The following is a 24,034-nucleotide window of genomic DNA, read 5'->3' as shown; positions in this document are numbered from 1 at the left end:
AAATCAACGAGTTATGTCACGATTCGATGCAGTGAAGGTGGCTGTGGTCAGCCCCCTTGAAAACTGCCGGAGATTATCACAAAGCGTGCCACACACCTACCCCGCAAAGGGGCCTGGACGGCCAGCTCAATGCAGACGCTTGCGGCACATCAGTTGCGCCAGCTTGGCGCTATCGGGACGTTCGACTACACCCTTCTCGGTCACGATGTAGTCAACCAGATCGGCAGGCGTCACATCGAAGGCCGGATTGAGGGCATGCACCTCCGCGGCCACTACCTGCCCCGCCACCTCCAGCAACTCGCGCCCGTCACGCTCCTCGAGCAGGATGTCCTCACCGCTCTCAAGCCCCATGTCGATGGTCGAGCTCGGCGCGACCACCATCAGGCGCACGCCGTGATGCATGGCGTTGACCGCCAACTGATAGGTGCCGATGGTATTGACCACATCACCATTGGCGGCGATGCGCTCTGCGCCGAGGATCACCCAGGTGACGCCCTTGGCTTTCATCAAGTGTGCCGCCGCCGCATCGGCATTGAGACTGACCGACACACCGTCGCCGGCCAGCTCCCAGGCGCTCAGCCGCGCCCCCAGCAGACCGGGACGGGTTTCACCGACATAGACGTGCTCGATCAGCCCCTCGAGATGCGCCGCGCGGATCACCCCAAGCGCCGTGCCAAAGCCCCCCGTGGCCAGCGCACCGGCATTGCCGTGGGTCAGCAACACCTGCGAATTGCCCTGATGCCTGCGGATCAGCTCCATACCCAGCTGCGCCATGGCCAGATTCGCTTCACGGTCGCTGACATGAATACCGACCGCCTCGGCCTCCAGCAGCGCGAGGGCATCGTCGCCATCCTTGATTCGCGCCAGACGCTCACGCATGCGTTGTGGCGCCCTGGACAGGTATACCGTCGTAGGATGCGAACGCTCCAGAAGTTCAACGTCCGCCTCCAGCGCCCCACGCCAGTCTCCCCCCGCCTGCAGCCGGGCGCGCACACCCAGCACCAGCGCATAGGCACAGGCAATACCGATCGCCGACGCGCCGCGCACCACCAAGTCGCGAATCGCATCGGCCACCTCCGCAGTGGTATCGAAGCGCAGCCAGACCTGCCGATGCGGCAACAGGCGCTGGTCGAGCAGATACAACGCGCCATCGCGCCACTCGATCGCCTGAGCCTTCTCCACCGCCAGCAATTGCTCGCGCATCGCACTCCACCCTGTAACCGCCAAAAAAGCCGCGGATTATACCTAGACCAGCAGACACCAGCCGAACAATCCGCCATGCCCTCACGACTTCAAGCTGCGCGCGTTCATCTATACACTGGCGACCTTCCCAGACCGATCCAGTCACACGGACCCAGCCTATGCCCGAAGCCCCTCTCGACCTGTTGCTGCTGCCCACCTGGCTGGTGCCCGTGGAGCCAGCCGGCGTCGTGCTGCGCGATCATGGCCTGGGCATCCGCAACGGGCAGATCGCCTTGATCGCGCCGCGGGCCGAGGCACTGCGCCATCCGGCAACGGAGGTGCGGGAACTCCCCCAATGCCTGCTCGCCCCGGGGCTGATCAACGCCCACGGCCACGCGGCGATGACACTGTTGCGCGGCATTGCCGACGACCTGCCGCTGATGACCTGGCTGCACGAGCACATCTGGCCTGCCGAAGGTCAATGGGTCGACGAGGATTTCGTCCGCGACGGCACCGACCTGGCGATCGCCGAGCAGATCAAGGGCGGCATCAGCTGCTTCTCGGACATGTACTTCTACCCGCAGGTAGCCTGCGAATGCGTGCATAACGCCGGTGTGCGCGCGCAAATCACCGTTCCCGTACTGGACTTCCCGGTGCCCGGCGCGCTCAACGCTGCCGAGGCGCTGCGCAAGGGCCTGCAACTGTTCGATGACCTCAAGCAGCACCCACGCATCCGCATCGCCTTCGGCCCCCACGCGCCGTACACGGTGAGCGACGACAAGCTCGAGCAGATTCGCGTGCTGGCTGATGAACTGGATGCCGGCATTCATATGCACGTGCACGAAACCGCTCAGGAGGTGGCCGAAGCCGTTGCCAAACACGGCGAGCGCCCGCTGGCGCGCCTGGCACGCCTCGGCCTGCTCGGCCCGCGCTTCCAGGCGGTGCACATGACGCAGATAGATGACGAGGACCTGGCGCTGCTGGTGGAGCACAACTGCAATATCGTGCATTGCCCGGAATCCAATCTGAAACTGGCCAGCGGCTTCTGCCCGGTCGAGCGCCTGTGGCAGGCCGGCGTCAACGTCGCTATCGGCACTGATGGCGCGGCCAGCAACAACGATCTCGACCTGCTCGGCGAAACCCGCACCGCGGCGCTTCTGGCCAAGGCCGTCGCCGGATCTGCCACTGCCCTCAATGCTCACAGCGCCTTGCGCATGGCCACCCTCAATGGTGCTCGCGCACTGGGCCTGGAGACACAGACCGGCTCGCTGGAGCTGGGCAAACTGGCCGATGTCGTCGCCTTCGACCTTTCCGGCCTGGCCCAGCAACCGATCTACGACCCGGTTTCGCAACTCATCTACGCCAGCGGCCGCGACTGCGTGAAGCACCTGTGGGTCGGCGGCAAACAACTGCTGGAGGATGGCCGCCTGACGCGCATGGACGAAGGCGAGCTGATCACCAAAGCGCGAGCCTGGGGCGAGAAAATTGCCACCAAGTGATCGCCGCAAGACGGCACCCGCACTGCGACAAACTGACATACATTGACCGAATCCGCGCCGCCCCATGCCTGCTCCTAAACTGGCAACATAGCGGCAATACGCTTTCCTGCTTTGAAGAGATGCTTATGAGCAACGTCGACCGCGCCGAAATCGCCAAATTCGAGGCCCTGGCACACCGCTGGTGGGACCGCGAGAGCGAGTTCAAACCCCTGCACGACATCAACCCGCTGCGAGTCAACTGGATCGACGAACGTGTCGGCCTTGCCGGCAAGCGCGTCCTGGACGTCGGCTGCGGCGGCGGCATTCTCAGCGAGGCCATGGCCCAGCGCGGTGCCAGCGTCACCGGCATCGACATGGGGGAAGCGCCGCTTTCGGTGGCGCAGCTGCATCAGCTGGAGTCCGGCGTCGAGGTCGACTACCGGCAGATCACCGCCGAAGCCCTCGCTGAGGAAATGCCGGGCCAGTTCGACGTGGTCACCTGCCTTGAGATGCTCGAGCACGTGCCCGATCCGTCGTCGGTGATCCGCGCCTGCCACAAGCTGGTCAAGCCGGGCGGCCAGGTGTTCTTCTCCACCATCAACCGCAACCCCAAGGCATATCTGTTCGCCGTGATCGGCGCCGAGTACATCCTGCGCCTGCTGCCGCGCGGCACCCACGACTTCAAGAAATTCATCCGTCCCTCGGAACTGGGCGCCTGGAGTCGCGCGGCCGGCCTCGAGGTCAAGGACATCATCGGCCTGACCTACAACCCGCTGACCAAGCACTACAAACTGGAAGCCGACGTCGACGTCAACTACATGATCCAGACGCTGAGGAAAGATTGATGCGTTTGCGCGCTGTACTGTTCGACATGGACGGCACCCTGCTCGACTCGGCGCCGGACTTCATCGCCATTACCCAGGCCATGCGTGCCGCTCGCGGCCTGCCGCCACTGGCAGACAAGATCATTCGTGACCAGGTATCCGGCGGCGCACGCGCCATGGTTGCCTGCGCCTTCGACGAGGCCCCGGACTCGGCCGCCTTCGAAGCCCTGCGCCAGGAGTTCCTCGAGCGCTATCAGGAGCATTGCGCGGTGCTGACTCGCCCCTTCGACGGCATCGAAGCACTGCTCGCCGACATCGAGCAGGCGCGCCTACCATGGGGCGTGGCCACCAACAAGCCGGTACGTTATGCCGAGCCGATCATGCAACGCCTGAATCTGGCCGAGCGCTCGGCAGTGCTGGTGTGCCCGGATCACGTGGCACTGAGCAAGCCCGCACCTGACATGCTGCTGCTGGCCTGCGAGAAGATCGGCGTACAGCCGCAGGAGGTACTGTTCATCGGTGACGACGAACGCGATATCGAGTCCGGACGCGCCGCCGGCTGCCGTACTGCCGCCGTCACCTACGGCTATATCCATCCCGAAGACAACCCGCGTAACTGGGGCGCCGACGTCGTCGTCGATCATCCAGCGGAACTGCGCGCCGTACTCGATCGAGCCCTGTGCAGCTGCTAAGCCGCCTCTCCCTGTTCTGGCGGGCCAGCCCCGCCCCATTTAAGCATCGCGAAGGACCCTGAACATGTTCGACTACACCGCCCGCCCAGACCTGCTCAAGGATCGCGTCATCCTGATCACCGGTGCCGGCCGCGGTATCGGCGCAGCCGCCGCCAAGAGCTTTGCCGCCCACGGTGCCACCGTACTGCTGCTGGGCAAGACCGAAGCCAACCTGAGCCAGGTATACGACGAAATCGAGGCGGCCGGTCATCCGCAGCCGGTGGTGATTCCCTTCAACCTGGAAACCGCGCTGCCGCACCAGTACGACGAGCTGGCAGTGATGATCGAGAACGAATTCGGCCGCCTCGACGGCCTGCTGCACAACGCCTCCATCCTCGGCCCACGCACCCCGCTGGAACAGCTCTCCGGCGACAACTTCATGCGCGTAATGCACGTCAACGTCAACGCCATGTTCATGCTCAGCAGCACCTTGCTGCCACTGCTCAAGCTGTCGCAGGACGCCTCCGTTGCCTTCACGTCCAGCAGTGTTGGCCGCAAGGGCCGCGCCTATTGGGGTGCTTACGCCGTGTCCAAGTTCGCCACTGAGGGCCTGATGCAGGTGATGGCCGATGAGTTGGACGGTATCGCCAACGTGCGCGCCAACAGCATCAACCCGGGCGCGACCCGCACCGCCATGCGCGCACAGGCCTACCCTGGGGAAAACCCAGCAACCCGCCCGCTGCCCGAAGAGATCATGCCGCTGTATCTCTACCTCATGGGGCCGGATAGCAAGGGCGTCAACGGCCAGGCCTTCGACGCTCAATAAGCAGGACATCAGGGCCCGCCAGCGAGCGGGCCCTGATGCGACAGAAATCCGCCACGCCCTTTGCCGCACGGCAGCACATTGCCACCAATACCGCCAGACTACCGGCAACCGCTTGCCGAACAGCGCCTTCAATATCACCTAAGCAATTGATTTAAAAAGGCTTTATGCCAGCATGAACCAGTTGGCACGAAATTCGCTCTAACCCTCTCGTCGCACCACCGCGCCAGAGGTTCTGCTCCATGGTCCCCCCCAGCCACTCCAATACCATCGATTTCGATGCCGCCAAATTGCAGCGTCTCGGCGTTACCGGCAATCGCGATCTGCCACTAAAGCCCATCAGCCTGGCGGAGCTACGTCACCACCTGAGCCTGCAACTGCAGACCAGCCTGGATGTGGAGCGCATCCTCAACCTGTTCTTTCGCGAAGTGCAACGTCTGGTGCCGCTTGACGCGCTGGCTTTTCAGCATCCCTCCCAGGATCTGCGCCTGGAATTGGGTGAACGCGCACCGCACTCGGCTGGCTATCGCCTCAGTCATGAAGGGGAATACCTGGGTGAACTGATCTTCCGTCGCAAGCAGCGCTTCGCCGAGGACGAGCTGATTCAGCTGGAGTCACTGCTGGCCAGCCTGCTTTTCCCGCTGCGCAACGCCCTGCTCTACCGCACCGCGCTGCACAGTGCGCTGCGCGACCCGCTGACCGATACCGGCAATCGCATCGCCATGGATCAGGTGCTGCAGCGCGAGGTGGATCTGGCCCGCCGCAATCTGCAGCCGCTGTCCCTGCTTATGCTCGACATCGACCACTTCAAGACCATCAATGACAGCCATGGCCATGCACTCGGTGACCAGGTGCTGAAAGCGGTCGCGCAGACCCTGAAGAACCAGCTGCGCAATATCGATATGGTCTTTCGCTACGGCGGCGAAGAGTTTCTGGTGATTCTCTCAGGTACCAGCCGGGAGGGAGCAGCGCTGGTGGGCGAGCGCCTGCGCTTTGCCGTACTGGAACTGCAATGCCTGGATGCCGGGCGCCCCATCGACGTATCCATCAGCCTGGGCTGTTCGAGCCTGTTGCCGGGTGAATCTGCCGAAAGCCTGCTGCGCCGTGCCGATAACGCGCTCTATGTAGCCAAGCGTGAAGGACGCAATCGCCTGTCCATGGCGGGCTAGAGGCTGACTGCCCAAGGCGGATGAAATCCGCACCAGAATGAAAAAAGGGACTCCGCGGAGTCCCTTTTCGTTTATCAGCGCTTGCGGCCAAAGCCGGGGCGCTGGCCATCACCCGATGGTGCGCGCTTGCCTGGCGCAGCCGGTCGCGGCTTGCGTGCCGGACGTTCGGACAGTTCCACCGCCGGACGTGGCTGACGCTTCTTCACGTCGCCCGGACGCTCGGCAACCGGCGTACCACGACCGCCCTCACGACGCTCACCGCTTTCCTTGCGGCTGCGCGGGGCACGCTGCTCGGCATCTTCGCGGCGCGGCGCGCGACTCGGGCGGGCGCCCTCCGCGCCAGCCTCGTCCTTGGCCGGACGCAGCACCCGCTTGCCACGGACATCGACCGGCTTGGCCGATTTGCGCTGCAGACGGTCGAGCTTGTCGCGGGTCTTCTCCTTCATCGCCGGCAGCGCTTGCGGAGCCAGACCGACTTCGGCGCTGAGAATGTCCACTTCGCGCTGGTCCATCTCGCGCCAGCGGCCCATGGTCAGCTCCGAGGTGAGGAACACCGGACCGAAGCGCACACGCTTCAGGCGGCTGACCACCAAACCCTGGGATTCCCACAGACGGCGCACTTCGCGGTTACGCCCTTCCATCACCACGCAGTGATACCAGTGGTTGAAACCCTCGCCACCGGGCGCTTCCTTGATATCGGTGAACTTGGCCGGACCGTCCTCGAGCATGACGCCAGTCTTGAGGTTTTCGAGCATCTCTTCGGTAACCTCGCCACGCACACGCACCGCGTATTCGCGGTCCATCTGATAGGACGGGTGCATCAGGCGGTTGGCCAACTCACCATCGGTGGTGAACAGCAGCAGGCCGGTGGTATTGATATCGAGACGCCCGATGTTGATCCAGCGGCCCTCTTTCGGGCGCGGCAAGCGGTCGAATACGGTGGGGCGACCTTCCGGGTCGTCACGGGTGCAGATCTCACCGTCCGGCTTGTTGTAGATCAGCACACGACGAACCGAACCGGTGATCTCTTCGCGCTTGAGCAGGCGGCCATCAAGGGCGATGGCATCGTTGGCATCGACGCGCTGACCCAGGGTCGCAGCGGCGCCATTGACCTTGACCCGACCTTCGGCGATCCAGGTCTCTATCTCGCGACGCGAGGCCAGCCCGAGGCGGGCCAGAACTTTCTGCAGTTTCTCGCCTGCAGGACGCGGTTGTTCGTGCTCAGTCATCTTGGGCACCTCCCGGTGTAGTAATGGATGAACGAAGGGCGCGCATCATACGCACTGGAGAGCTCTTAGGGTAGATGATGCTGCGGCATTCGTCCGAACAAGACACTCACCGCGCCGAGACAAGAGGCAGATAAATCCGCAAGGCGCGACCAGAGCAAGAACTTGCCTCAGTGTTTGCGTCGCCCGGTCGCCGCCAGCGCCAGCAAGCGCATATCGGCTTCGGCCAACAGCGCCAGACGCTCGTGCTTGTCCAGGCGCTTCCAGCCCTTAATCTCCTGGCGACTGCGGCCGCAACCCAGGCATATGTCCTTTTCGAACTCACAGACCTTGATGCAGGGACTCTTGCTCATTACGCCTCCTCGACAGTACGGGTCGGATGCTGGCAAGCATAAGGGTCTGGTCAGGCAGGAGTGATTGAAGGATTCGATACCCGGCTTAAACGCCGTCAATGCAACGGCTCGTCACCGTCCAGGTCGGCCAGGTAGCTTTCGGCAGGCTCGTCTGCTTCCTCGACCAGGCGCAGGTCGTCGAAGTCGGTCTTGAGCCCTTGCTCCATGTCGTCCAGCTCGGCCAGCAGGCTGCGGAAGCTGACTTCCTCGCGCGGCTCGACGGCCTCTCCTTCTTCTTGCAAAGCCAGGTCGGCGCGCGCCTGCAAGCCTGCCGGCACTTCGGCGTCCTCATCCAGCGCCAGCTCCGGCTCGGGTTCCAGTTCGCGCAGCGCTGCGAGCGGCGGCAGTTCGTCGAGACTCTTCAGATTGAAATGATCGAGAAATCCCTTGGTGGTGGCGAACATCGCCGGGCGCCCTGGCACATCGCGATAGCCCACCACGCGAATCCACTCACGTTCCAGCAGCGTCTTGGTGATGTTGCTGTTGACCGCCACGCCGCGCACGTCCTCGATTTCACCGCGAGTGATCGGCTGGCGATAGGCGATCAGCGCCAAAGTCTCCAGCAGCGCACGGGAATAGCGCTGCGGCCGCTCTTCCCAGAGCCGACCGACCCAGGGAGCGAAGCGCTCGCGCACCTGCAGGCGGTAGCCCGAGGCCACTTCCTTCAGCTCGAAGGCGCGGCCCTCGCAGGACTGGCGCAGGATTTCCAGCGCCGCCTTGAATTGCTCGGGTTCGGGCCGCTCGCCCTCCTCGAACAGTTCGTAGAGGCGTTCGAGCGATTGCGCCTTCCCCGAAGCCAGCAGAAAGGCTTCAAGCAACTGGGCCAGGTCTTGGGGGTCATTCAGGTTCATTCGGCACGGGCTCGGACGTGGATGGCAGCGAAGGGCTCATTCTGCACCAGCTCTACCAGGGATTCCTTGATCAATTCGAGCACCGCCATGAAGGTGACTACCACGCCAAGCCGCCCCTCTTCAGCAGCGAAGAGCTCGACGAACGGCACGAAAGCCCCGCCCTTGAGGCGCTCCAGCACTTCGCTCATGCGCTCGCGGGTGGACAGTGCCTCGCGGGTGACCTGATGGCTTTCGAACATGTCGGCGCGGCGCAGCACCTCGGCCATCGACAGCAGCACCTCTTCCAGGCTCACGTCCGGCAGCAGCTTGCGCGCGCGGGCTTCGGGAGCGTCGAGCCTGGGTACGGTCACGTTACGGCCGACGCGCGGCAGCTCATCGATATTTTCGGCAGCGGCCTTGAAGCGCTCATACTCCTGCAGACGGCGGATCAACTCGGCACGCGGGTCGTCCTCTTCCTCCTCGGCCTCGGCCGAACGCGGCAGGAGCATGCGCGACTTGATCTCGGCGAGCATGGCGGCCATGACCAGGTACTCGGCGGCCAACTCCAGGCGCACCGATTTCATAAGCTCGACATAGCCCATGTACTGCTTGGTGATTTCAGCCACCGGAATGTCGAGGATGTCGATGTTCTGCTTGCGAATCAGGTAGAGCAGCAGGTCGAGCGGTCCTTCGAAGGCTTCGAGGAAGACTTCCAGCGCATCCGGAGGGATGTACAGGTCCAGCGGCAACTCGGTGACCGCCTCGCCGTAGACCAGGGCGAACGGCAGCTCCTGCTGCGCGCCGGCCTGGCTGTCCACGACTGGCGTGGCGGATTCACTCATCAGCCGCGGCTCCTTCAACGATGATTCAGGCCCATGGCCATGCGCACTTCGGCCAGGGTATTGCGTGCTTCGTCACGAGCATGCTCGGCACCCTCGGCGAGGATACTGCGCACCAGATCGGGGTTTTCCTCGTAGTCGACGGCACGCTGCTGCAGAGGAGTCAACTCTGCCTGCAGAGACGAGCACAGCGCGCTCTTGCAATCGAGGCAACCAATCGAAGCGCTTCGGCAGCCCTCAATGACCCAATGCAGTTGTTCGTCGTTGGAATACAACTGATGCAGTGACCAGACCGGGCAGCGCTGTGGCTCACCGGGGTCGTCGCGATGCACGCGTGCGGGGTCGGTCGGCATGCGCCGCAGCTTTTCCTCGATCTCGGCATCGCTGTCGCGCAGGAATATCGTGTTGCCGCTGGACTTGGCCATTTTTTGCCCATCCAGACCTGGTACCCGTGAAAACTCGGCGAGAAGCGGCTGCGGCTCGCTCAGAATCACCTTGCCGCCACCTTCCAGATAGCCGTAAAGGCGCTCCTGATCGCCCAGAGTGATGCTGGTCTGCTCCTTGAGCAGGGCCCGCGCCGTCTCCAGCGCCTCTGCGTCACCCTGCTCCTGATAAGCCTTGCGCAGGTTACGGTAGAGCTTGCCGACTTTCTTGCCCAGCTTGCCAATGGCGGCTTCAGCCTTCAGCTCGAAATCCGGCTCGCTGCCGTAGAGGTGGTTGAACCGGCGCGCCACTTCGCGGGCAAACTCGACATGAGGCAACTGGTCGGCCCCGACCGGCACCTGGCCGGCGCGATACAGCAGGATGTCCGCCGCCTGCAACAGCGGATAACCGAGAAAACCGTAGGTAGAGAGATCCTTGCCGGTCTGTCGTTCCAGCTGCTCCTTGTAGGAAGGCACCCGCTCGAGCCAGCTGAGCGGACAGATCATCGACAGCAACAGGTGCAGCTCGGCATGTTCCGGTACTTGCGACTGCACGAACAACGTAGCGGAGCTGGGGCTGACACCCGCGGCCAGCCAATCGACCGCCATATCCATGACGTGCTGGGAAAGCTGGCCGGCATCGGCGTATTCGGTGGTCAGCGCATGCCAGTCGACGATGCAGAAGAAGCAGTCATACTCGTGCTGCAACCTGACCCAGTTCTTCAGCACGCCGTGGTAGTGCCCGAGGTGCAAACGACCGCTGGGACGCATCCCTGACAGCACCCGACGTTCGGAGTCGTTAAGGCTCAAACCGTTCTATCCAAAATTCAGACAAGGCCAGGGAGTATAGGGTAGCTAGGCCCACAACGGAAAAGCCGGCGTCAGAGATCGTGGAACGGCGTCGGGTCGCCGCATCCGACGCGCAGAATTTCCGGGCTATCCTCGGCGAGATTGACCACGGTGGAGGCTTCCAGCCCGCCGAAACCACCGTCGATGATCAGGTCGACATGGTGTTCGAGAATCTGCCGCATTTCGTAGGGGTCGGACATCGGCAGTTCATCACCCGGCATGATCAGGCTGACGCTCATCAACGGCTCGCCCAGTTGCTCCAGCAACGCCAGGGCGATGGGATGGCTGGGCACGCGGATGCCAATGGTGCGGCGCTTGGGATGCAGCAGCATGCGCGGCACTTCGCGGGTGGCATTGAGGATGAAGGTATAGGGGCCCGGGGTGTGATTCTTCAGCAGGCGAAAAGCGGCGGTGTCGACCTTGGCGAACAGACCGATCTGCGACAGGTCGCGGCAGACCAGGGTGAAGTTGTGCTTGTCGTCGAGCTGACGCAGGCGGCGAATGCGTTCGACCGCATTCTTGTCGCCGATGGCGCAGCCCAGCGCGTAGGACGAGTCGGTGGGATAAACCACCACGCCGCCGCCACGAATGATTTCCACGGCCTGTTTTATCAGGCGTGCCTGGGGGTTTTCCGGGTGAACCTGGAAAAATTGACTCACGCTTGCTCCCTGCTCATGAAGTGACAGCGGATGGCTGTGCATGTTCGAAGCGCTCCCAGAGCGCGGTCAGGTCATCGGGCAACGGGCGGTACATGCCCAGCTCGGACCAGTCGCCCGGCGCATGGAAATCGCTGCCGACGCTGGCCATCAAGCCGAACTCGCGCGCCAGAATCGCCAGGCCACCTACTTGTTCGGCGGGCTGCATGCCGTTCACCACTTCCAGGGCATGACCACCCGCCGCTGCGAAGTCGGCAACCAGGCGTCGGCGCTTACTGCGAGTAAAGTCGTATTGCCACGGATGCGCCAGGCTGATCCAGGCATTGGCCGAACGCAAGGTGGCAACGGTTTCTTCCAGCATAGGCCAATGCTGCTTGACGTCGCCCAACTTGCCCGAGCCCAGCCATTTGCGAAACGCCTCGGCACGGTCACGCACATGCCCGGCGCGCACCAGAAACTCGGCAAAATGGGGGCGCGCCGGTGCGTTGCCGCTATCGCCCAATTCCTGTTGGACAGCACGCGCACCCTCAAGTGCGCCGGGCATGCCCTTGACCGCCAGGCGTCGGTCGATTTCCTCGGCACGCTGCCAGCGCCCATGGTGCAAAGCCTCGATGGCAGCCCGCAGGGCTGGAGCCTCCCGCTCGAAGGCGTAGCCCAGCACATGAATGGTCGCCCCGCCCCAGGTGCAGGACAGCTCGATGCCGTTGATCAGCTTCATGCCCAGCGGTTCGGCCGCGAGGTGCGCCTCATCGAGCCCTTCGAGGGTGTCATGGTCGGTCAATGCGAGCAGCCGCACGCCGCGTTCGTGCGCCCGCGCCACCAGTACGGCGGGCGCCAGGGCGCCATCTGAGGCGGTGCTGTGGCAGTGCAGATCGACAATCATGGCGGCGCTTTCGTTGAGATTGATGTTTGTTATTATGCCCCACATCCGCCGCAAGGCAGACGCCGTATGGCGCAAACGCTCCATTCCCTCCCCGCTTCGACCTGAATTAAGGACTGAGATGCTCTACGCCATCATCGCCACCGACGTCGAAAACTCCCTGGAAAATCGTCTGGCCACACGCCCTGCTCACCTAGCCCGCCTGGAACAGTTGAAGCAGGAAGGTCGCCTGCTGCTGGCCGGCCCGCATCCGGCCATCGACAGCAATGACCCAGGCCCGGCGGGCTTCAGCGGCAGCCTGGTCGTTGCCGAATTCGACTCCCTTGAAGCTGCGCAGAAATGGGCCGATGCCGACCCGTACCGCACAGCCGGTGTGTATGCCAGCGTTGTGGTCAAACCCTTCAAGAAAGTGCTGCCCTGACGCGGTACCACTCACGCGGCTTTCGCCTACAAGGAATCGCGATGCGCACGACCCCGCTGTCCCTGCTGGTCACCCTGTTGCTGACCTGCGCGTCGCTGCAGGCAGAAGAAGTCGCTCTACCGCCTCCTCAGGCGGCAAGTGTGGACACCCTGAGCCAGGAACTGGAGCAGCGCCTGGCGCAAAGCGAGCAGCTGCGCAATGAACAGCAAGCCAGCAGCGCCGTGCAACTGCAACGCCTGCGCCAGGAGAATCAGCGCCTGCGCACGCAGCTCAAGGAGAGCCAGGCACAGGCCCAGCCACGCGTGCTCAGTGAAGAGCAGACCTGGTTCGCCCTCGGCGCCGCCCTGAGCCTGGCTTCAATGCTGTTTGGCACCCTGCTGCGAGGCTCGCGCAAGACTCGCCGCGAATGGATCAACTGACGCCATGAGCCGATTGCTGCTGATTGATGACGACCAGGAACTCTGCGAGCTGCTTGCCAGCTGGCTGACCCAGGAAGGCTTCCAGGTCATCGCCTGCCATGAAGCTGGCGGTGCGCGTCAGGCCCTTGCCGCACAAGCGCCTGATGCCGTGGTGCTCGACGTGATGCTGCCGGATGGCAGCGGCCTGGAGCTGCTCAAGCAATTGCGTGGCGAACATCCTGATCTGCCGGTGCTGATGCTGTCGGCCCGCGGCGAGCCGCTGGACCGCATCCTTGGCCTGGAGCTGGGCGCGGATGACTACCTGGCCAAGCCGTGCGATCCGCGTGAGCTGACCGCACGCCTGCGTGCCGTACTCCGGCGTACCGCCCCCGCCCCGGCCAGCAGCCAACTGGAGCTGGGTGATCTCAGCTTCAGCCCCAACCGCGGAGTGGTCAGCATCGGTGAGCATGACGTTCCGCTGACGCTTTCCGAAAGCCGTCTGCTGGAGGCTCTGCTGCGCCAGCCGGGCGAGCCGGTGGACAAGCAGTCGCTGGCGCAACTCGCCCTGGGCCGCAAACTGACCCTGTACGACCGCAGCCTGGATATGCACGTCAGCAACCTGCGCAAGAAGCTCGGCCCGCACCCCGATGGTCGCCCACGCATTCTCGCACTGCGTAGCCGCGGCTATTACTACGCGCCGTGATCGTTTGCCGCCCTTACGTAAACGACCTGCAACATCGTCTTTACCCAAGCTTTACCCACGCCTGACTGCCCTTGACCTTGACCGCCGCATAATGAGCCCATCCGGTACTTACCGGCCTCGGAACCTGTTTACGACCTGCTGCGCGTCGGCCCTGCTGCGTTGAAAACAGACTCGGAAATGCTCATGTACAACAGTACACTCCGCCTCCTCGTCTGTTTTCGCCTTGCATGACTCTAGCTCGCTAGATCGTAAAACAGGTTCTCAAGACAAGGAGAATCACCATGCGCAAGACCCTCACCGCCCTGCTGCTCGCCGCCACTCTGCCGACCCTGGCCTTGGCCATGCCGGACGGTGGCCCACGCCACCATGACCGCGACCACGGCATGTTCAAGGAGCTGAACCTGAGCAAGGAACAGCGCCAGGAGTTCCGCAAGCTGATGGGCGAACAGATGAAAGCCCATCGCGACATCACCAAGCGCTATCTGGACAAGCTGCCTGAGGCCGAGAAGCAGGCCATGAAGAAGGAGCTGGAGCAGGCTCGCGCCGACCAGCACAAGGCACTGCGTGACCTGCTCAACCCCGAGCAGCAGAAAGCCTTCGACGAGCATCAGAAGAAAATGGAAGCTCGCCGCGCCGAAATGGCGGAATTCAAGGCCTGGAAAGCCGAGAAGGACAGCAAAAACAACTGATCGCCCCCTAGACCCGCCGCCGCGCTCACCGAGCCCGGCGGCTTTTGCATGAGGAATCACCGTGCGTTCACTGTTCTGGCGCATTCTCGCGACCTTCTGGCTGGCCATCGCTCTGGTGGCCGGTCTGTCGCTGCTGCTTGGCCGCGCCCTGAACCAGGACGCCTGGATTCTCAGCCTGCATCCGGGCCTTGATGACATCGACAGCGAGTGGGTCAAACGCTACGAACAGCAGGGACCGGCCGCGGCGCAGGACTTTCTCGAACGGCGCAAGCGCAGGTACCGCATCGACACCCAGGTGCTTGGCGAAAGTGGCCAGCAGCTGGTCAAAGGTACGTTTCCGTCGCGCGCCGCGGCTTTCGAAGCCCGTCATGGCGACGACCGCCGTCTGCCCTGGCGCCGCCTGACCGCGGAATACACCAGCCCGCAAAGCGGCGAAAGCTATCTGTTCATCTATCGTATTCCGCACCCTGAACTGGCGGCCTGGCACCGTGGCAGCCTGTTCTGGCCGCTCAGCGCCCTGGCCATTGCCCTGGTAGTCCTGACGCTATTCAGCCTGATGCTGACGTTGTCGATCACCCGTCCGCTGGATCGCCTGCGCGGCGCCGTGCATGACCTGGGCCAGACTGCCTATCAGCAAAACAGCCTGGCACGCCTGGCCACCCGCCGTGACGAACTGGGCCTGCTGGCCAAGGACTTCAACCGCATGGGCGAACGTCTGCAGGGGCTGATCGGCAGCCAGCGTCAGCTGCTGCGCGATGTGTCCCACGAGCTGCGCTCGCCCTTGGCGCGCCTGCGCATCGCCCTGGCGCTCGCAGAACGCGCGAATGCCACCGAACGGGAAAAGCTCTGGCCACGGCTAAGCCAGGAATGTGATCGGCTGGAAGCGCTGATCAGCGAAATTCTCACCCTCGCCCGACTGGATGCCGACCCCGGAGCCCCGCAGCCGGTAGATCTGCGTGCACTGCTCGGCAACCTGCAGGAAGATGCGCGTCTGACAACGCCCCAGCAGCTGCTGCAGATCGACCTCGATCAGGGAGCGCACCTGGAAGGCTGGCCGGACATGCTCGAGCGCGCACTCGACAACCTGCTGCGTAACGCCCTGCGCTTCAGCCCGCCGGACAAGCCCGTGGTCATCGGCGTGCAGCGCCAGGGGCAGGAGGTTTTGCTCAGCGTGCGCGACCACGGCCCTGGAGTCGCCAGCGAGCACCTGCCGCAGTTGGGCAAACCCTTCTTCCGCGCGCCGGGCCAGAGTGGTTCCGGCCATGGGCTGGGGCTGGCCATTGCACGTCGCGCGGCGCAGCGTCATGGCGGTGAACTGCTGCTGAATAACCACCCCGAAGGCGGTTTCGTCGCCACTCTCAGGCTGCCGGCCAGGCAACAGACAGCCTGAGTGTCGAGGGCTCAGCCGTGCCAGGCGCTGACGAAATCCTCGACGCTGACTTCCGGGGCGCGACGCAGCTCGCGTTCCGGCGTACCAAGGTAGAGATAGGCGATGATCTGCTCGCCTGCCGCCAGGCCCAGACCTTTGGCCACATGAGCGTTATAGGCCATGTCACCGGTACGCCAGACCGCACCTATGCCCTGAGCATGTGCCGCCAGCAAGATGCCATGCGCAGCACAACCGGCAGCGATCACCTGCTCGGAGGCGGGCACCTTGGGATGAGCCTGTACGCGGGCGATCACCACCACCAGCAACGGCGCACGCAGCGGCATACCACGTGCCTTGTTCAGAGCTTCCGGCGCAGCCTGCGCATCGGCAATCTGCAAGGCCTCGGCGAACAACTCCCCCATACGCTCACGCGCCTGCCCCTCTACGGTCAGAAAGCGCCATGGGCGTAGCTGGCCATGATCCGGCGCACGCAACGCCGCACGAAAGAGCAGCTCACGTTGTGCAGCATCCGGGGCTGGCTCGACCAGACGGGGAACGGATACACGGTTGAGCAGAGCGTCGAGAGCCTCCATCGGCCACCTCCTTGAAACAAAGAAGGCGCATTCTCGATGCTGCAAGCGGCGCACTGCAAGCTGACCGATGCCTACATTCGGATGCCTGGAGCCGCAACCCGGATGCAGTCGAGGGATCGCTGCCCCGGATTGCATCCGGGCTACACGCTGGCCTGCAGCCGCGTCAGGCTACCCGGTCAGGCGATATCACCGGCTGCACCGGTGGCGTCAGCGGCGGTAGGCCATGGGCCTTGCGCGCATCGTCGCAACGCGGGTTGTGCACGCCGTTTTCCCAGGACGCCTCGAACTCACGGCAACTGCTGGAACGCTGTTCGTACATGGTGCAGCGCACACCGCAGCCAACGTCACCGAGCAGTTGCGTGCAACGTGCCGGCTTGCTCTCGGTACCACGCATGGCAACGTAGTGGGGGCTGATCTGGATGACCTGTTCGTCCGGAACGCTACCGCCCGCGGATTGACACTCGCCCCAGAAGAAGGACACACGAAAAAACGCGCAGCAGGCGCCGCACGTGAGGCAGGGATTGGCTTCGGACATTTGGGGAGGACTCGGAAACCGGCGGACGCCGGCAACTGGCGGCTATTCTATGCTTGGCTATACGCTTGTAAAGCCCCTTCACCGGGCACGTGTGAAAACTACTGCGCTCGGCCAGGCTGCGTTAAAAACAGGCTCAAAATGCTCATTTACAGCTCGTAAACTGCGCTTCCTCGCCTGTTTTTGCCGTGCCTGACCTTCGCTCGCTACGTTTTCACACAGCCCGACTGTGCCGGTTTACAGCCGCCCGTCCGCGGGTAGAATGGCGCATTTTTACAACCCGCCAGAGCCCTCTACATGGCCTTGCCGACGCTGCGCATCATCGGTTTCATCATCGGCATATTCCTGATTACCCTGGCGGTCAGCATGGCTATTCCCATGCTGACCCTGCTGATCTTCGAGCATCCTGAAGATCTCACTGCCTTCCTATGGTCCAGCCTGATAACCCTGGTGGCCGGTCTTGCTCTGGTGATTCCCGGTCGTCCGCAGAACGCGCAGCTGCGCCCGCGCGACATGTATTTGCTGACGACCGGAAGCTGGACCCTGGTTTGCGCTTTCGCCGCGCTGCCGCTGATGCTGATCGCCCACATCAGCTACACGGATGCCATGTTCGAGACCATGTCCGGTATCACGACGACTGGCTCGACCGTGCTGACCGGTCTCGACAGCATGTCGCCCGGCATTCTGATCTGGCGCTCGATGCTGCAGTGGCTGGGCGGCATCGGCTTCATCGGCATGGCGGTGGCGATTCTGCCGTTGCTGCGCGTCGGTGGCATGCGCCTGTTCCAGACCGAGTCTTCGGACTGGGGCGAGAAGGTCATGCCGCGCTCGCACATGGCCGCCAAATACCTGCTATTGCTCTATGTCGCGATCACCCTGCTCGGGGTGCTGGCCTACTGGGCAGCGGGAATGGAACCCTTCGATGCAGTCAACCATGCGATGACGTCGATCTCCACCGGTGGCTACTCCACTTCCGACGCATCGTTGGCGCACTGGCCACAACCGGCCGTGCATTGGACGGCGGTCGTGCTGATGCTGCTCGGCGGCATGCCGTTCATGCTCTATGTCGCCTTCGTTCGCGGCAATCGCCAGGCGCTGTTCAGGGATCATCAGGTCCGCGGCTTCGTCGGTTTTCTGCTGCTGACCTGGCTGGTATTCGGCACCTGGCTGTGGATCAACTCGGACTACACCTGGCTCGACGCCTTTCGCATCGTTGCGGTCAACGTCACCTCGGTGGTCACCACCACCGGCTTCGCCCTCGGCGACTACACCACCTGGGGCAGCTTCGCTGTGCTGCTGTTCTTCTATCTGACCTTCGTCGGCGGCTGCTCCGGTTCCACCTCCGGGGGTTTGAAGATCTTCCGCTTCCAGGTCGCCTACGTGCTGCTCAAGGCCAACCTGATGCAGCTGGTGCATCCTCGCGCCGTGATCAAGCAGCAGTACAACAATCACAACCTGGATGAAGAGATCGTCCGCTCGCTGATCACTTTCTCCTTCTTCTTCACCATTACCATCGGCGTACTGGCGCTGGCCCTGACCCTGGTCGGCCTGGATTGGGTCACGGCGCTGACCGGCGCTGCCACCGCCGTGTGCAACGTCGGCCCGGGCCTTGGACCGATCATCGGCCCGGCCGGCAACTTCGCCAGTCTGCCGGATTCGGCCAAGTGGCTGCTCAGTGCCGGCATGCTGCTTGGCCGCCTGGAAATTCTGACCGTACTGGTGCTGGTCACCCGCAGCTTCTGGAAGCACTGACCGATGCCCTTAGCAAGCCTGCGCATCCTCGCCTTCATCAATGGCATCTTCCTCATCACGCTGGCGTTGAGCATGCTGGTGCCGGTGATCACCCTGCTGATCTTCGAACAGCCACAAAAGATCAATGCCTTCCTCTGGTCCAGCCTGATCACCGCACTCGTTGGCCTGGCCATGATCGCTCAGGGCAGGCCCAAGCAAACGCAACTGCGTCCACGCGACATGTATATGCTGACGGTGTCGAGTTGGGTGATGGTGTCGATCTTCGCCGCCTTGCCGTTCATCTTCGCCGAACGCGCCAGCGTCACCGATGCCTATTTCGAGAGCATGTCCGGCATTACCGCGACCGGTGCCACGGTATTCAGCGGGCTTGACGAGATGTCCCCCGGCACGCTGATCTGGCGCTCGCTGCTGCACTGGCTGGGCGGCATCGGCTTCATCGGCATGGCCGTGGCGATCCTGCCGATGCTGCGCATTGGCGGCATGCGCCTGTTCCAGACCGAGTCCTCGGACCGTTCGGAGAAGGTCATGCCGCGCTCGCACATGGTCGCCAAATACATGGTGCTGGCCTACGTCGGTCTGAGCACCCTGGCAGTGCTGGCCTTCTGGCTGGCGGGGATGGGGCTGTTCGACTCGATCAACCACGCCATGTCCGCCATCGCCACCGGCGGTTTCTCCACATCGGACTCTTCCTTGGGCAAATGGCAGGCACCGGCCATTCACTGGGTCGCGGTTGTGGTGATGGTACTCGGCAGCTTGCCCTTCGTGCTGTACGTCAGCGCCCTTCGTGGAAACTACCGCGCCTTGCTGCGCGATGCCCAGGTGCACGGTTTTCTGCTGTTGCTGGTGAGCAGCTGGTTCGTGCTGGCCGGTTGGAAATGGCTGACCACCGACCTGTACTGGCTCGATGCACTGCGCCTGGTCGCCGTGAACATCACCTCGATCATGACCACCACGGGCTTCGCCGTAGGTGACTACCACCTGTGGGGCCCGTTCGCCAGCATGATGTTCTTCTACCTGGGCTTCGTCGGCGGCTGCTCCGGCTCCACCGCGGGCGGGCTGAAGATCTTCCGTTTCCAGGTCGCCTACATCCTGCTCAAGGCCAACCTCAAGCAGCTCATCCATCCTCGCGCGGTCATCAAGCAACAGTACAACCGTCACCGACTGGATGAGGATATCGTTCGCTCGATCCTCGCCTTCGCCTTCTTCTACACCATCACCATCGCCACCCTGGCGCTGGCGGTAGCCATGTGCGGGGTGGACTGGATCACCGCACTGACCGGCGCAGCGGCCATGGTGTCCGGCGTTGGCCCGGGGATGGGGGAGATGGTCGGCCCCGCCGGCAATTACGCCACCATTCCCGACCTGGCCAAATGGCTGCTGAGTTTCGGCATGCTGCTCGGGCGCCTGGAAATCCTCACGGTGCTGGTACTGCTGTTCCCGGCCTTCTGGCGCCACTGAGCACGCCCGCTAAGCAAGCCCTCGGCGGCTGCGGTACTCGCCCGGCGTTTCGCCGAACCAGCGGCGAAACGCCCGGAAGAAGTTGCTCGGATCAGCGAAACCCAGCAGATAGGCAACCTCCAGCAGGGTCAGGTCGACCTGCCCGAGGTACTGCTCGGCCAACTCACGACGGGTATCGTCGAGCAATTGCTGATAGCTGGTGCCCTCTTCCTGCAAGCGTCTTTGCAGCGTGCGTTGCGACAGGTGCAGCGTCTGCGCCACCACTTCGCGCCGCGGTTCGCCCTGTGGCAGCAGGCGGCACAGCACCTGGCGCGCCTGATGGGTGACACGACTGCTGCAGAAGCGCGCCAGGTATTCGCCAGCAAAGCGATCATGCAGTTGCGCCAGTGCCTCATTGGCGCTGGGCAGCGGCGCCTCTAGGTCGGCGCGCTCGAAGATCAGTCCATAGTGTTCGGCGTTGAACTTCAGCGGCGCCTGGAACACCTGCTGATAAGGCCCCAGATCGGCAGGTGCCGGACCTTGCAGGCGAATTTCACGCGGACGGATGGGTTTGCCGGTCATCCAGCGGCAGAACGCCAGGCAGTAGGCTAGTGACGCCTCGGCGCTCTGCCGGGCCGGTGGCAGGCGATCTCCATGAATGGCCAGAGTCAGCGCATAACCACCGGGTTGCGCAAGGAAATTCAGGTCCGCGCCCTCGCCGATGATGCGCTGATAGCGCACCAGACGGGTGAAACCGTCGCGCAGATTGCGGCTGGACATCAGCGCGTAGCCCACCACATGGAAGGACGCCGGGCGCACCACCTGCGCCATGTTCAGGCCAATTGCCGGGTTCCCCGACAGCGCCACGGCGCGTTGCCACAGACGGGTCATGCCATCCTGCGGGAAGCGCGCGTCGGGATCGTTCAAGGCGGCGTAATCCATCCCCAGCTCGGCGAACAGGCTGGCACAGTCGACGCCGCCCAGCTCGAGCGCCTGCACGATGGCCAATGCCCAGTTGGAAGAGGTGGTTCTTTCGCTCATCGTCTTGTTCTTATGATCAATCAGCAAGGCCATGATTGGCGGCGCAAGGATACTAGACTGGCACCTTAAGTCAGTGGCCCACGGAGACAGCCGACTTACACTGACCGTGACAATAACAGGAGGTGCGCCATGACCGCCCAAACCACCGAACGCTACCAGAGCTTCGCCGAGTTCTACCCCTACTACCTGCAGGAGCACAGCAACCCGGTATGCCGCCGCCTGCATTACGCTGGCAGCCTGCTGGTGCTGGCGATCCTCGCCTATGCCCTGTTCACTCAGCAATGGCTTTGGCTGTTGGCCATGCCACTGGCTGGCTACGGCTTCGCCTGGGTCGGCCACTTTATTTTCGAGAAGAACCGACCCGCCACCTTCCAATACCCGCTGTACAGCCTGATGGGTGACTGGGTGATGCTCAAGGATGCCTTTACCGGTCGTATCCGTTTCTAGGAACCGGCTGCTCACCCAAGGCCTGTACGAAATCGCCGAGAAGATCAGGCAATAACGATGGCGGCCCCGCAAAAACAGGCGCAGAAGCGAAGCGCAGTTTATGTGCCGTAAATGAGCATTTGACCGGGCTGGCGTTCCAGCCTGTATGTAACGCCGCATCTCCGAGCACAGGCACTTTTCTTACAGAGCCTAACAACGAGAAGAAGCATGAATGACCGAGCCCGTTTCATCCATATGCAGGATGGCCAGGCCGAGGACTGGGCCATCATCGCCCAGGACTTCGCCGCTTATGCCGCCCAGCTACCCGCGCGCATCCTCGACCACCTGCGCCTGCTCGATGGCGACTTCGGCGGCTTTCCTGTCGACCGCCTGACCCACTCACTGCAAACGGCCACCCGCGCCCATCGCGACGGCCGAGACGAGGAATACGTCATCTGCGCGCTGCTGCACGACATCGGCGACACCCTCGGCAGCTACAACCACCCGGACATAGCCGCGGCCATCCTCAAGCCCTTCGTCAGTGCCGAGAACCATTGGATTGTGGAGAAACATGGCATTTTCCAGGGTTACTATTTCTTCCATCACCTGGGTATGGATCGCCACCTGCGCGAGCAATTCAAGGATCACCCGCAGTACCAGGCGACCATCGACTTCTGCGCCAGGTACGACGCGGCCGCCTTCGACCCGGACTACGAAAGCCTGCCGCTGAGCTTCTTCGAGCCCATGCTGCAGCGCGTCTTCGCCCGGCCGAAGAATTCCATCTACCTGGCGGCAATGGACAGCACTGGCGCCTGACCGCTGGCCACTGTTAGGCCACCGTTCGGCGGCCATGCTTGGCTGGCCGCCACCCCTTGGTTATGATCCCCGCCCAACGAGCCTCTGGCTCAGGTCTTGCCGACCAGCCAGGCGTCCAGCAGAGGCGCCAGAAATCCAGCAGGGACAGTTCCAGCAGATGAAGCCAGCAACCACCAGTCGCGCCAACGGGCTGCCGACGCCGCCGTTGCGCGAATACTATTCGCGCGTGCTGGCCTATATCGCCACGGCCGCCAGCATCGCCGCCGGCACCTACGTGGGGCACTTCAACTACGACATTCTGTGGATGGTGCCGTACGCCCTTCTGTATCCTCATCTCGCGCACAACCTCAGCCGCCGCTTCAAACGCGACCATCCACAGCAGACCGACCTGACGCTGCTGTTCGTCGACGCCCTGCATGCAGGCGCTTCCTGCGTGTTGCTGAGCTTCTCCGTCGTCCCTAGCCTGATGTTCCTGCTGACGCTGAGTTTCAGTGCCCTGGTCATCGGCGGGCTGCGCTATCTGGGCCTGTCACTGCTGGTGGCCGCCAGTGGCATGGCACTGTGTGCAGCACTGGTGGATGTGCAACCCAATCCGGAAACACCGACGCTGGTGGCCTTGGTCAGCATCCTCTTCGCCACGCTGTATATCTGCATCACCGCATACTTCGTCAACCAGCAGGGACTGCGCCTGGCGCAGGTACGCGTCGAGATCAAGCGTGAACAGGAAAAGGCCGCGCGCCTGGCGCGCAACCTGGCCAAGTACCTGTCGCCGCAGGTGTGGGAGTCGATCTTCACCGGCAAGAAGAGCGTGCGCCTGGAAACCCAGCGCAAAAAGCTCACGGTGTTCTTCTCCGACATCAAGGGGTTCACCGAATTGTCGGAAGAGCTGGAGGCCGAAGCGCTCACCGACCTGCTCAACACCTACCTCAACGAGATGTCGAAGATTTGCCTGAAATATGGCGGCACCATCGACAAGTTCATCGGTGACTGCGTAATGGTGTTCTTCGGCGACCCCAGCAGCAACGGTGCAAAGAAGGATGCGGTCGCTGCGGTTTCCATGGCCATCGCCATGCGCAAGCATATGAAGGTACTGCGCCAGCAGTGGCGCGCCCAGGGCATCACCAAGCCGCTGGAAATCCGCATGGGTCTCAATACCGGCTATTGCACGGTGGGTAACTTCGGCGCCGACACGCGCATGGACTACACCATCATCGGTCGCGACGTGAACCTCGCCAGCCGCCTGGAAAGCGCTGCCGAGTCAGGCGAGATCCTGATCTCCCACGAAACCTATTCGCTGGTCAAGGACGTGATCATGTGCCGCGACAAGGGTCAGATCGCCGTCAAGGGTTTTACCCGCCCGGTTCAGATCTATCAGGTGGTGGATTTCCGCCGTGACCTGGGCGCCACTTCCAGCTACGTCGAGCACGAGCTGCCGGGCTTCTCCATGTATCTGGACACCAACGGCATCCAGAACTTCGACAAGGAACGGGTGATCCAGGCGCTCAATCAGGCTGCCGAAAAGCTGCGCGACAAGGTCATTCTTTGAGGCAAGCCGTTTGGCAGCGCTTCGCGGCTGAAGCCGCTCCTACATGAGCTAGGTCGGCGCTTGCATTAAC

General features: G+C 63.0%; 26 protein-coding genes. 15 read left to right on the top strand and 11 right to left on the bottom strand.

Annotated features, from left to right (window positions below; all coding sequences use genetic code 11):
- Positions 1–126: 126 nt before the first annotated feature.
- Positions 127–1,203: an S-methyl-5-thioribose-1-phosphate isomerase gene (gene mtnA / locus DXK50_RS10985; protein ID WP_212630324.1), complete on the bottom strand. Its 1,077-nt coding sequence runs from the start codon at positions 1,201–1,203 to the stop codon at positions 127–129.
- A 158-nt stretch (positions 1,204–1,361) separates the two neighbouring features.
- Here mtnA and DXK50_RS10980 point away from each other — a divergent pair, with 158 nt between their 5' ends.
- The 5 genes from DXK50_RS10980 to DXK50_RS10960 all read left to right on the top strand — a co-directional run bounded on the left by DXK50_RS10980 (position 1,362) and on the right by DXK50_RS10960 (position 6,147).
- Positions 1,362–2,681, top strand: a complete 1,320-nt coding sequence (locus DXK50_RS10980) for a TRZ/ATZ family hydrolase (protein ID WP_161866254.1) — start codon at positions 1,362–1,364, stop codon at positions 2,679–2,681.
- A gap of 125 nt (positions 2,682–2,806) precedes the next feature.
- A complete protein-coding gene (gene ubiG / locus DXK50_RS10975) occupies positions 2,807–3,505 on the top strand; it encodes a bifunctional 2-polyprenyl-6-hydroxyphenol methylase/3-demethylubiquinol 3-O-methyltransferase UbiG (protein ID WP_161866255.1) in 699 nt (232 codons plus the stop codon).
- Positions 3,505–4,176: an N-acetylmuramic acid 6-phosphate phosphatase MupP gene (mupP, locus tag DXK50_RS10970; RefSeq protein WP_161866256.1), complete on the top strand. Its 672-nt coding sequence runs from the start codon at positions 3,505–3,507 to the stop codon at positions 4,174–4,176. The genes ubiG and mupP overlap by 1 nt, the downstream gene beginning before the upstream one ends.
- A gap of 64 nt (positions 4,177–4,240) precedes the next feature.
- The gene (locus DXK50_RS10965; protein WP_161866257.1) at positions 4,241–4,981 is read left to right on the top strand and encodes a YciK family oxidoreductase; all 741 of its coding nucleotides are present in this window, start codon (positions 4,241–4,243) and stop codon (positions 4,979–4,981) included.
- Positions 4,982–5,220: 239 nt separating this feature from the next.
- Complete coding sequence (locus tag DXK50_RS10960; protein ID WP_161866258.1) at positions 5,221–6,147, top strand: GGDEF domain-containing protein; 927 nt, start codon at positions 5,221–5,223, stop codon at positions 6,145–6,147.
- A gap of 74 nt (positions 6,148–6,221) precedes the next feature.
- Here DXK50_RS10960 and rluB read toward each other — a convergent pair whose 3' ends face one another.
- From rluB to DXK50_RS10925, 7 genes are all read right to left on the bottom strand, one after another.
- Positions 6,222–7,376 carry a 23S rRNA pseudouridine(2605) synthase RluB gene (gene rluB, locus DXK50_RS10955; RefSeq protein ID WP_161866259.1) on the bottom strand — a complete coding sequence of 385 codons (1,155 nt, stop codon included), beginning with the start codon at positions 7,374–7,376 and terminating at the stop codon, positions 6,222–6,224.
- A gap of 167 nt (positions 7,377–7,543) precedes the next feature.
- Positions 7,544–7,726 (bottom strand): DUF1289 domain-containing protein, encoded by a 183-nt coding sequence (locus tag DXK50_RS10950; protein ID WP_212630323.1) that lies wholly within the window; start codon positions 7,724–7,726, stop codon positions 7,544–7,546.
- A 95-nt stretch (positions 7,727–7,821) separates the two neighbouring features.
- Complete coding sequence (gene scpB / locus DXK50_RS10945; protein ID WP_212630322.1) at positions 7,822–8,616, bottom strand: SMC-Scp complex subunit ScpB; 795 nt, start codon at positions 8,614–8,616, stop codon at positions 7,822–7,824.
- The gene (locus DXK50_RS10940; protein WP_212630439.1) at positions 8,613–9,311 is read right to left on the bottom strand and encodes a segregation and condensation protein A; all 699 of its coding nucleotides are present in this window, start codon (positions 9,309–9,311) and stop codon (positions 8,613–8,615) included. Before DXK50_RS10940 ends, scpB begins: the two co-directional genes overlap by 4 nt.
- A 140-nt stretch (positions 9,312–9,451) precedes the next feature.
- The gene (locus DXK50_RS10935) at positions 9,452–10,666 is read right to left on the bottom strand and encodes a tryptophan--tRNA ligase (protein ID WP_212630321.1); all 1,215 of its coding nucleotides are present in this window, start codon (positions 10,664–10,666) and stop codon (positions 9,452–9,454) included.
- Positions 10,667–10,737: 71 nt separating this feature from the next.
- Positions 10,738–11,364 (bottom strand): L-threonylcarbamoyladenylate synthase, encoded by a 627-nt coding sequence (locus DXK50_RS10930; RefSeq protein ID WP_161866263.1) that lies wholly within the window; start codon positions 11,362–11,364, stop codon positions 10,738–10,740.
- A 13-nt stretch (positions 11,365–11,377) separates the two neighbouring features.
- A complete protein-coding gene (locus DXK50_RS10925; protein ID WP_212630320.1) occupies positions 11,378–12,244 on the bottom strand; it encodes a PHP domain-containing protein in 867 nt (288 codons plus the stop codon).
- A gap of 118 nt (positions 12,245–12,362) precedes the next feature.
- Between DXK50_RS10925 and DXK50_RS10920 the strand changes: the two genes are divergently transcribed.
- The 5 genes from DXK50_RS10920 to DXK50_RS10900 all read left to right on the top strand — a co-directional run bounded on the left by DXK50_RS10920 (position 12,363) and on the right by DXK50_RS10900 (position 15,842).
- Positions 12,363–12,662: a YciI family protein gene (locus DXK50_RS10920; protein WP_024307820.1), complete on the top strand. Its 300-nt coding sequence runs from the start codon at positions 12,363–12,365 to the stop codon at positions 12,660–12,662.
- A 41-nt stretch (positions 12,663–12,703) separates the two neighbouring features.
- Positions 12,704–13,081, top strand: coding sequence for a translation initiation factor 2 (IF-2, GTPase) (locus DXK50_RS10915; RefSeq protein ID WP_212630319.1), 378 nt, complete (start codon positions 12,704–12,706; stop codon positions 13,079–13,081).
- A gap of 4 nt (positions 13,082–13,085) precedes the next feature.
- Positions 13,086–13,763 carry a response regulator transcription factor gene (locus DXK50_RS10910; RefSeq protein ID WP_212630318.1) on the top strand — a complete coding sequence of 226 codons (678 nt, stop codon included), beginning with the start codon at positions 13,086–13,088 and terminating at the stop codon, positions 13,761–13,763.
- Between the two features lie 281 nt (positions 13,764–14,044).
- Positions 14,045–14,452, top strand: coding sequence for a Spy/CpxP family protein refolding chaperone (locus DXK50_RS10905; protein WP_212630317.1), 408 nt, complete (start codon positions 14,045–14,047; stop codon positions 14,450–14,452).
- A 61-nt stretch (positions 14,453–14,513) separates the two neighbouring features.
- The gene (locus tag DXK50_RS10900; RefSeq protein WP_212630316.1) at positions 14,514–15,842 is read left to right on the top strand and encodes a sensor histidine kinase; all 1,329 of its coding nucleotides are present in this window, start codon (positions 14,514–14,516) and stop codon (positions 15,840–15,842) included.
- A gap of 11 nt (positions 15,843–15,853) precedes the next feature.
- Here DXK50_RS10900 and DXK50_RS10895 read toward each other — a convergent pair whose 3' ends face one another.
- Positions 15,854–16,414 carry a nitroreductase family protein gene (locus DXK50_RS10895; protein WP_212630315.1) on the bottom strand — a complete coding sequence of 187 codons (561 nt, stop codon included), beginning with the start codon at positions 16,412–16,414 and terminating at the stop codon, positions 15,854–15,856.
- A 163-nt stretch (positions 16,415–16,577) separates the two neighbouring features.
- Positions 16,578–16,949: a YkgJ family cysteine cluster protein gene (locus DXK50_RS10890; RefSeq protein WP_024308629.1), complete on the bottom strand. Its 372-nt coding sequence runs from the start codon at positions 16,947–16,949 to the stop codon at positions 16,578–16,580.
- Positions 16,950–17,243: 294 nt separating this feature from the next.
- On the opposite strand from DXK50_RS10890, the gene DXK50_RS10885 reads away from it, so the two are divergent.
- Together DXK50_RS10885 and DXK50_RS10880 are read left to right on the top strand one after the other, a co-directional pair.
- Positions 17,244–18,698, top strand: a complete 1,455-nt coding sequence (locus DXK50_RS10885) for a TrkH family potassium uptake protein (protein ID WP_212630314.1) — start codon at positions 17,244–17,246, stop codon at positions 18,696–18,698.
- Between the two features lie 3 nt (positions 18,699–18,701).
- Positions 18,702–20,156 (top strand): TrkH family potassium uptake protein, encoded by a 1,455-nt coding sequence (locus DXK50_RS10880; RefSeq protein ID WP_212630313.1) that lies wholly within the window; start codon positions 18,702–18,704, stop codon positions 20,154–20,156.
- A gap of 9 nt (positions 20,157–20,165) precedes the next feature.
- Here the strand turns inward: DXK50_RS10880 and DXK50_RS10875 are convergent, their stop codons facing one another.
- A complete protein-coding gene (locus tag DXK50_RS10875) occupies positions 20,166–21,176 on the bottom strand; it encodes an AraC family transcriptional regulator (protein ID WP_161866272.1) in 1,011 nt (336 codons plus the stop codon).
- 129 nt (positions 21,177–21,305) lie between these two features.
- Here DXK50_RS10875 and DXK50_RS10870 point away from each other — a divergent pair, with 129 nt between their 5' ends.
- The 3 genes from DXK50_RS10870 (at position 21,306) to DXK50_RS10860 (ending at position 23,964) form a co-directional block, all read left to right on the top strand.
- Positions 21,306–21,623, top strand: coding sequence for an Mpo1-like protein (locus DXK50_RS10870; protein ID WP_161866273.1), 318 nt, complete (start codon positions 21,306–21,308; stop codon positions 21,621–21,623).
- 207 nt (positions 21,624–21,830) lie between these two features.
- A complete protein-coding gene (locus tag DXK50_RS10865) occupies positions 21,831–22,418 on the top strand; it encodes an HD domain-containing protein (protein ID WP_161866274.1) in 588 nt (195 codons plus the stop codon).
- A gap of 157 nt (positions 22,419–22,575) precedes the next feature.
- Positions 22,576–23,964, top strand: coding sequence for an adenylate/guanylate cyclase domain-containing protein (locus tag DXK50_RS10860; RefSeq protein WP_161866275.1), 1,389 nt, complete (start codon positions 22,576–22,578; stop codon positions 23,962–23,964).
- Positions 23,965–24,034: the final 70 nt, after the last annotated feature.

The organism is Pseudomonas sp. KB-10 (genome assembly GCF_018221585.1).
Taxonomy (GTDB): Bacteria; Pseudomonadota; Gammaproteobacteria; order Pseudomonadales; family Pseudomonadaceae; genus Aquipseudomonas; species Aquipseudomonas yangonensis.
Note: the sequence above shows the minus strand (reverse complement) of the source record. Positions and strands in the feature narration are given on the sequence as shown.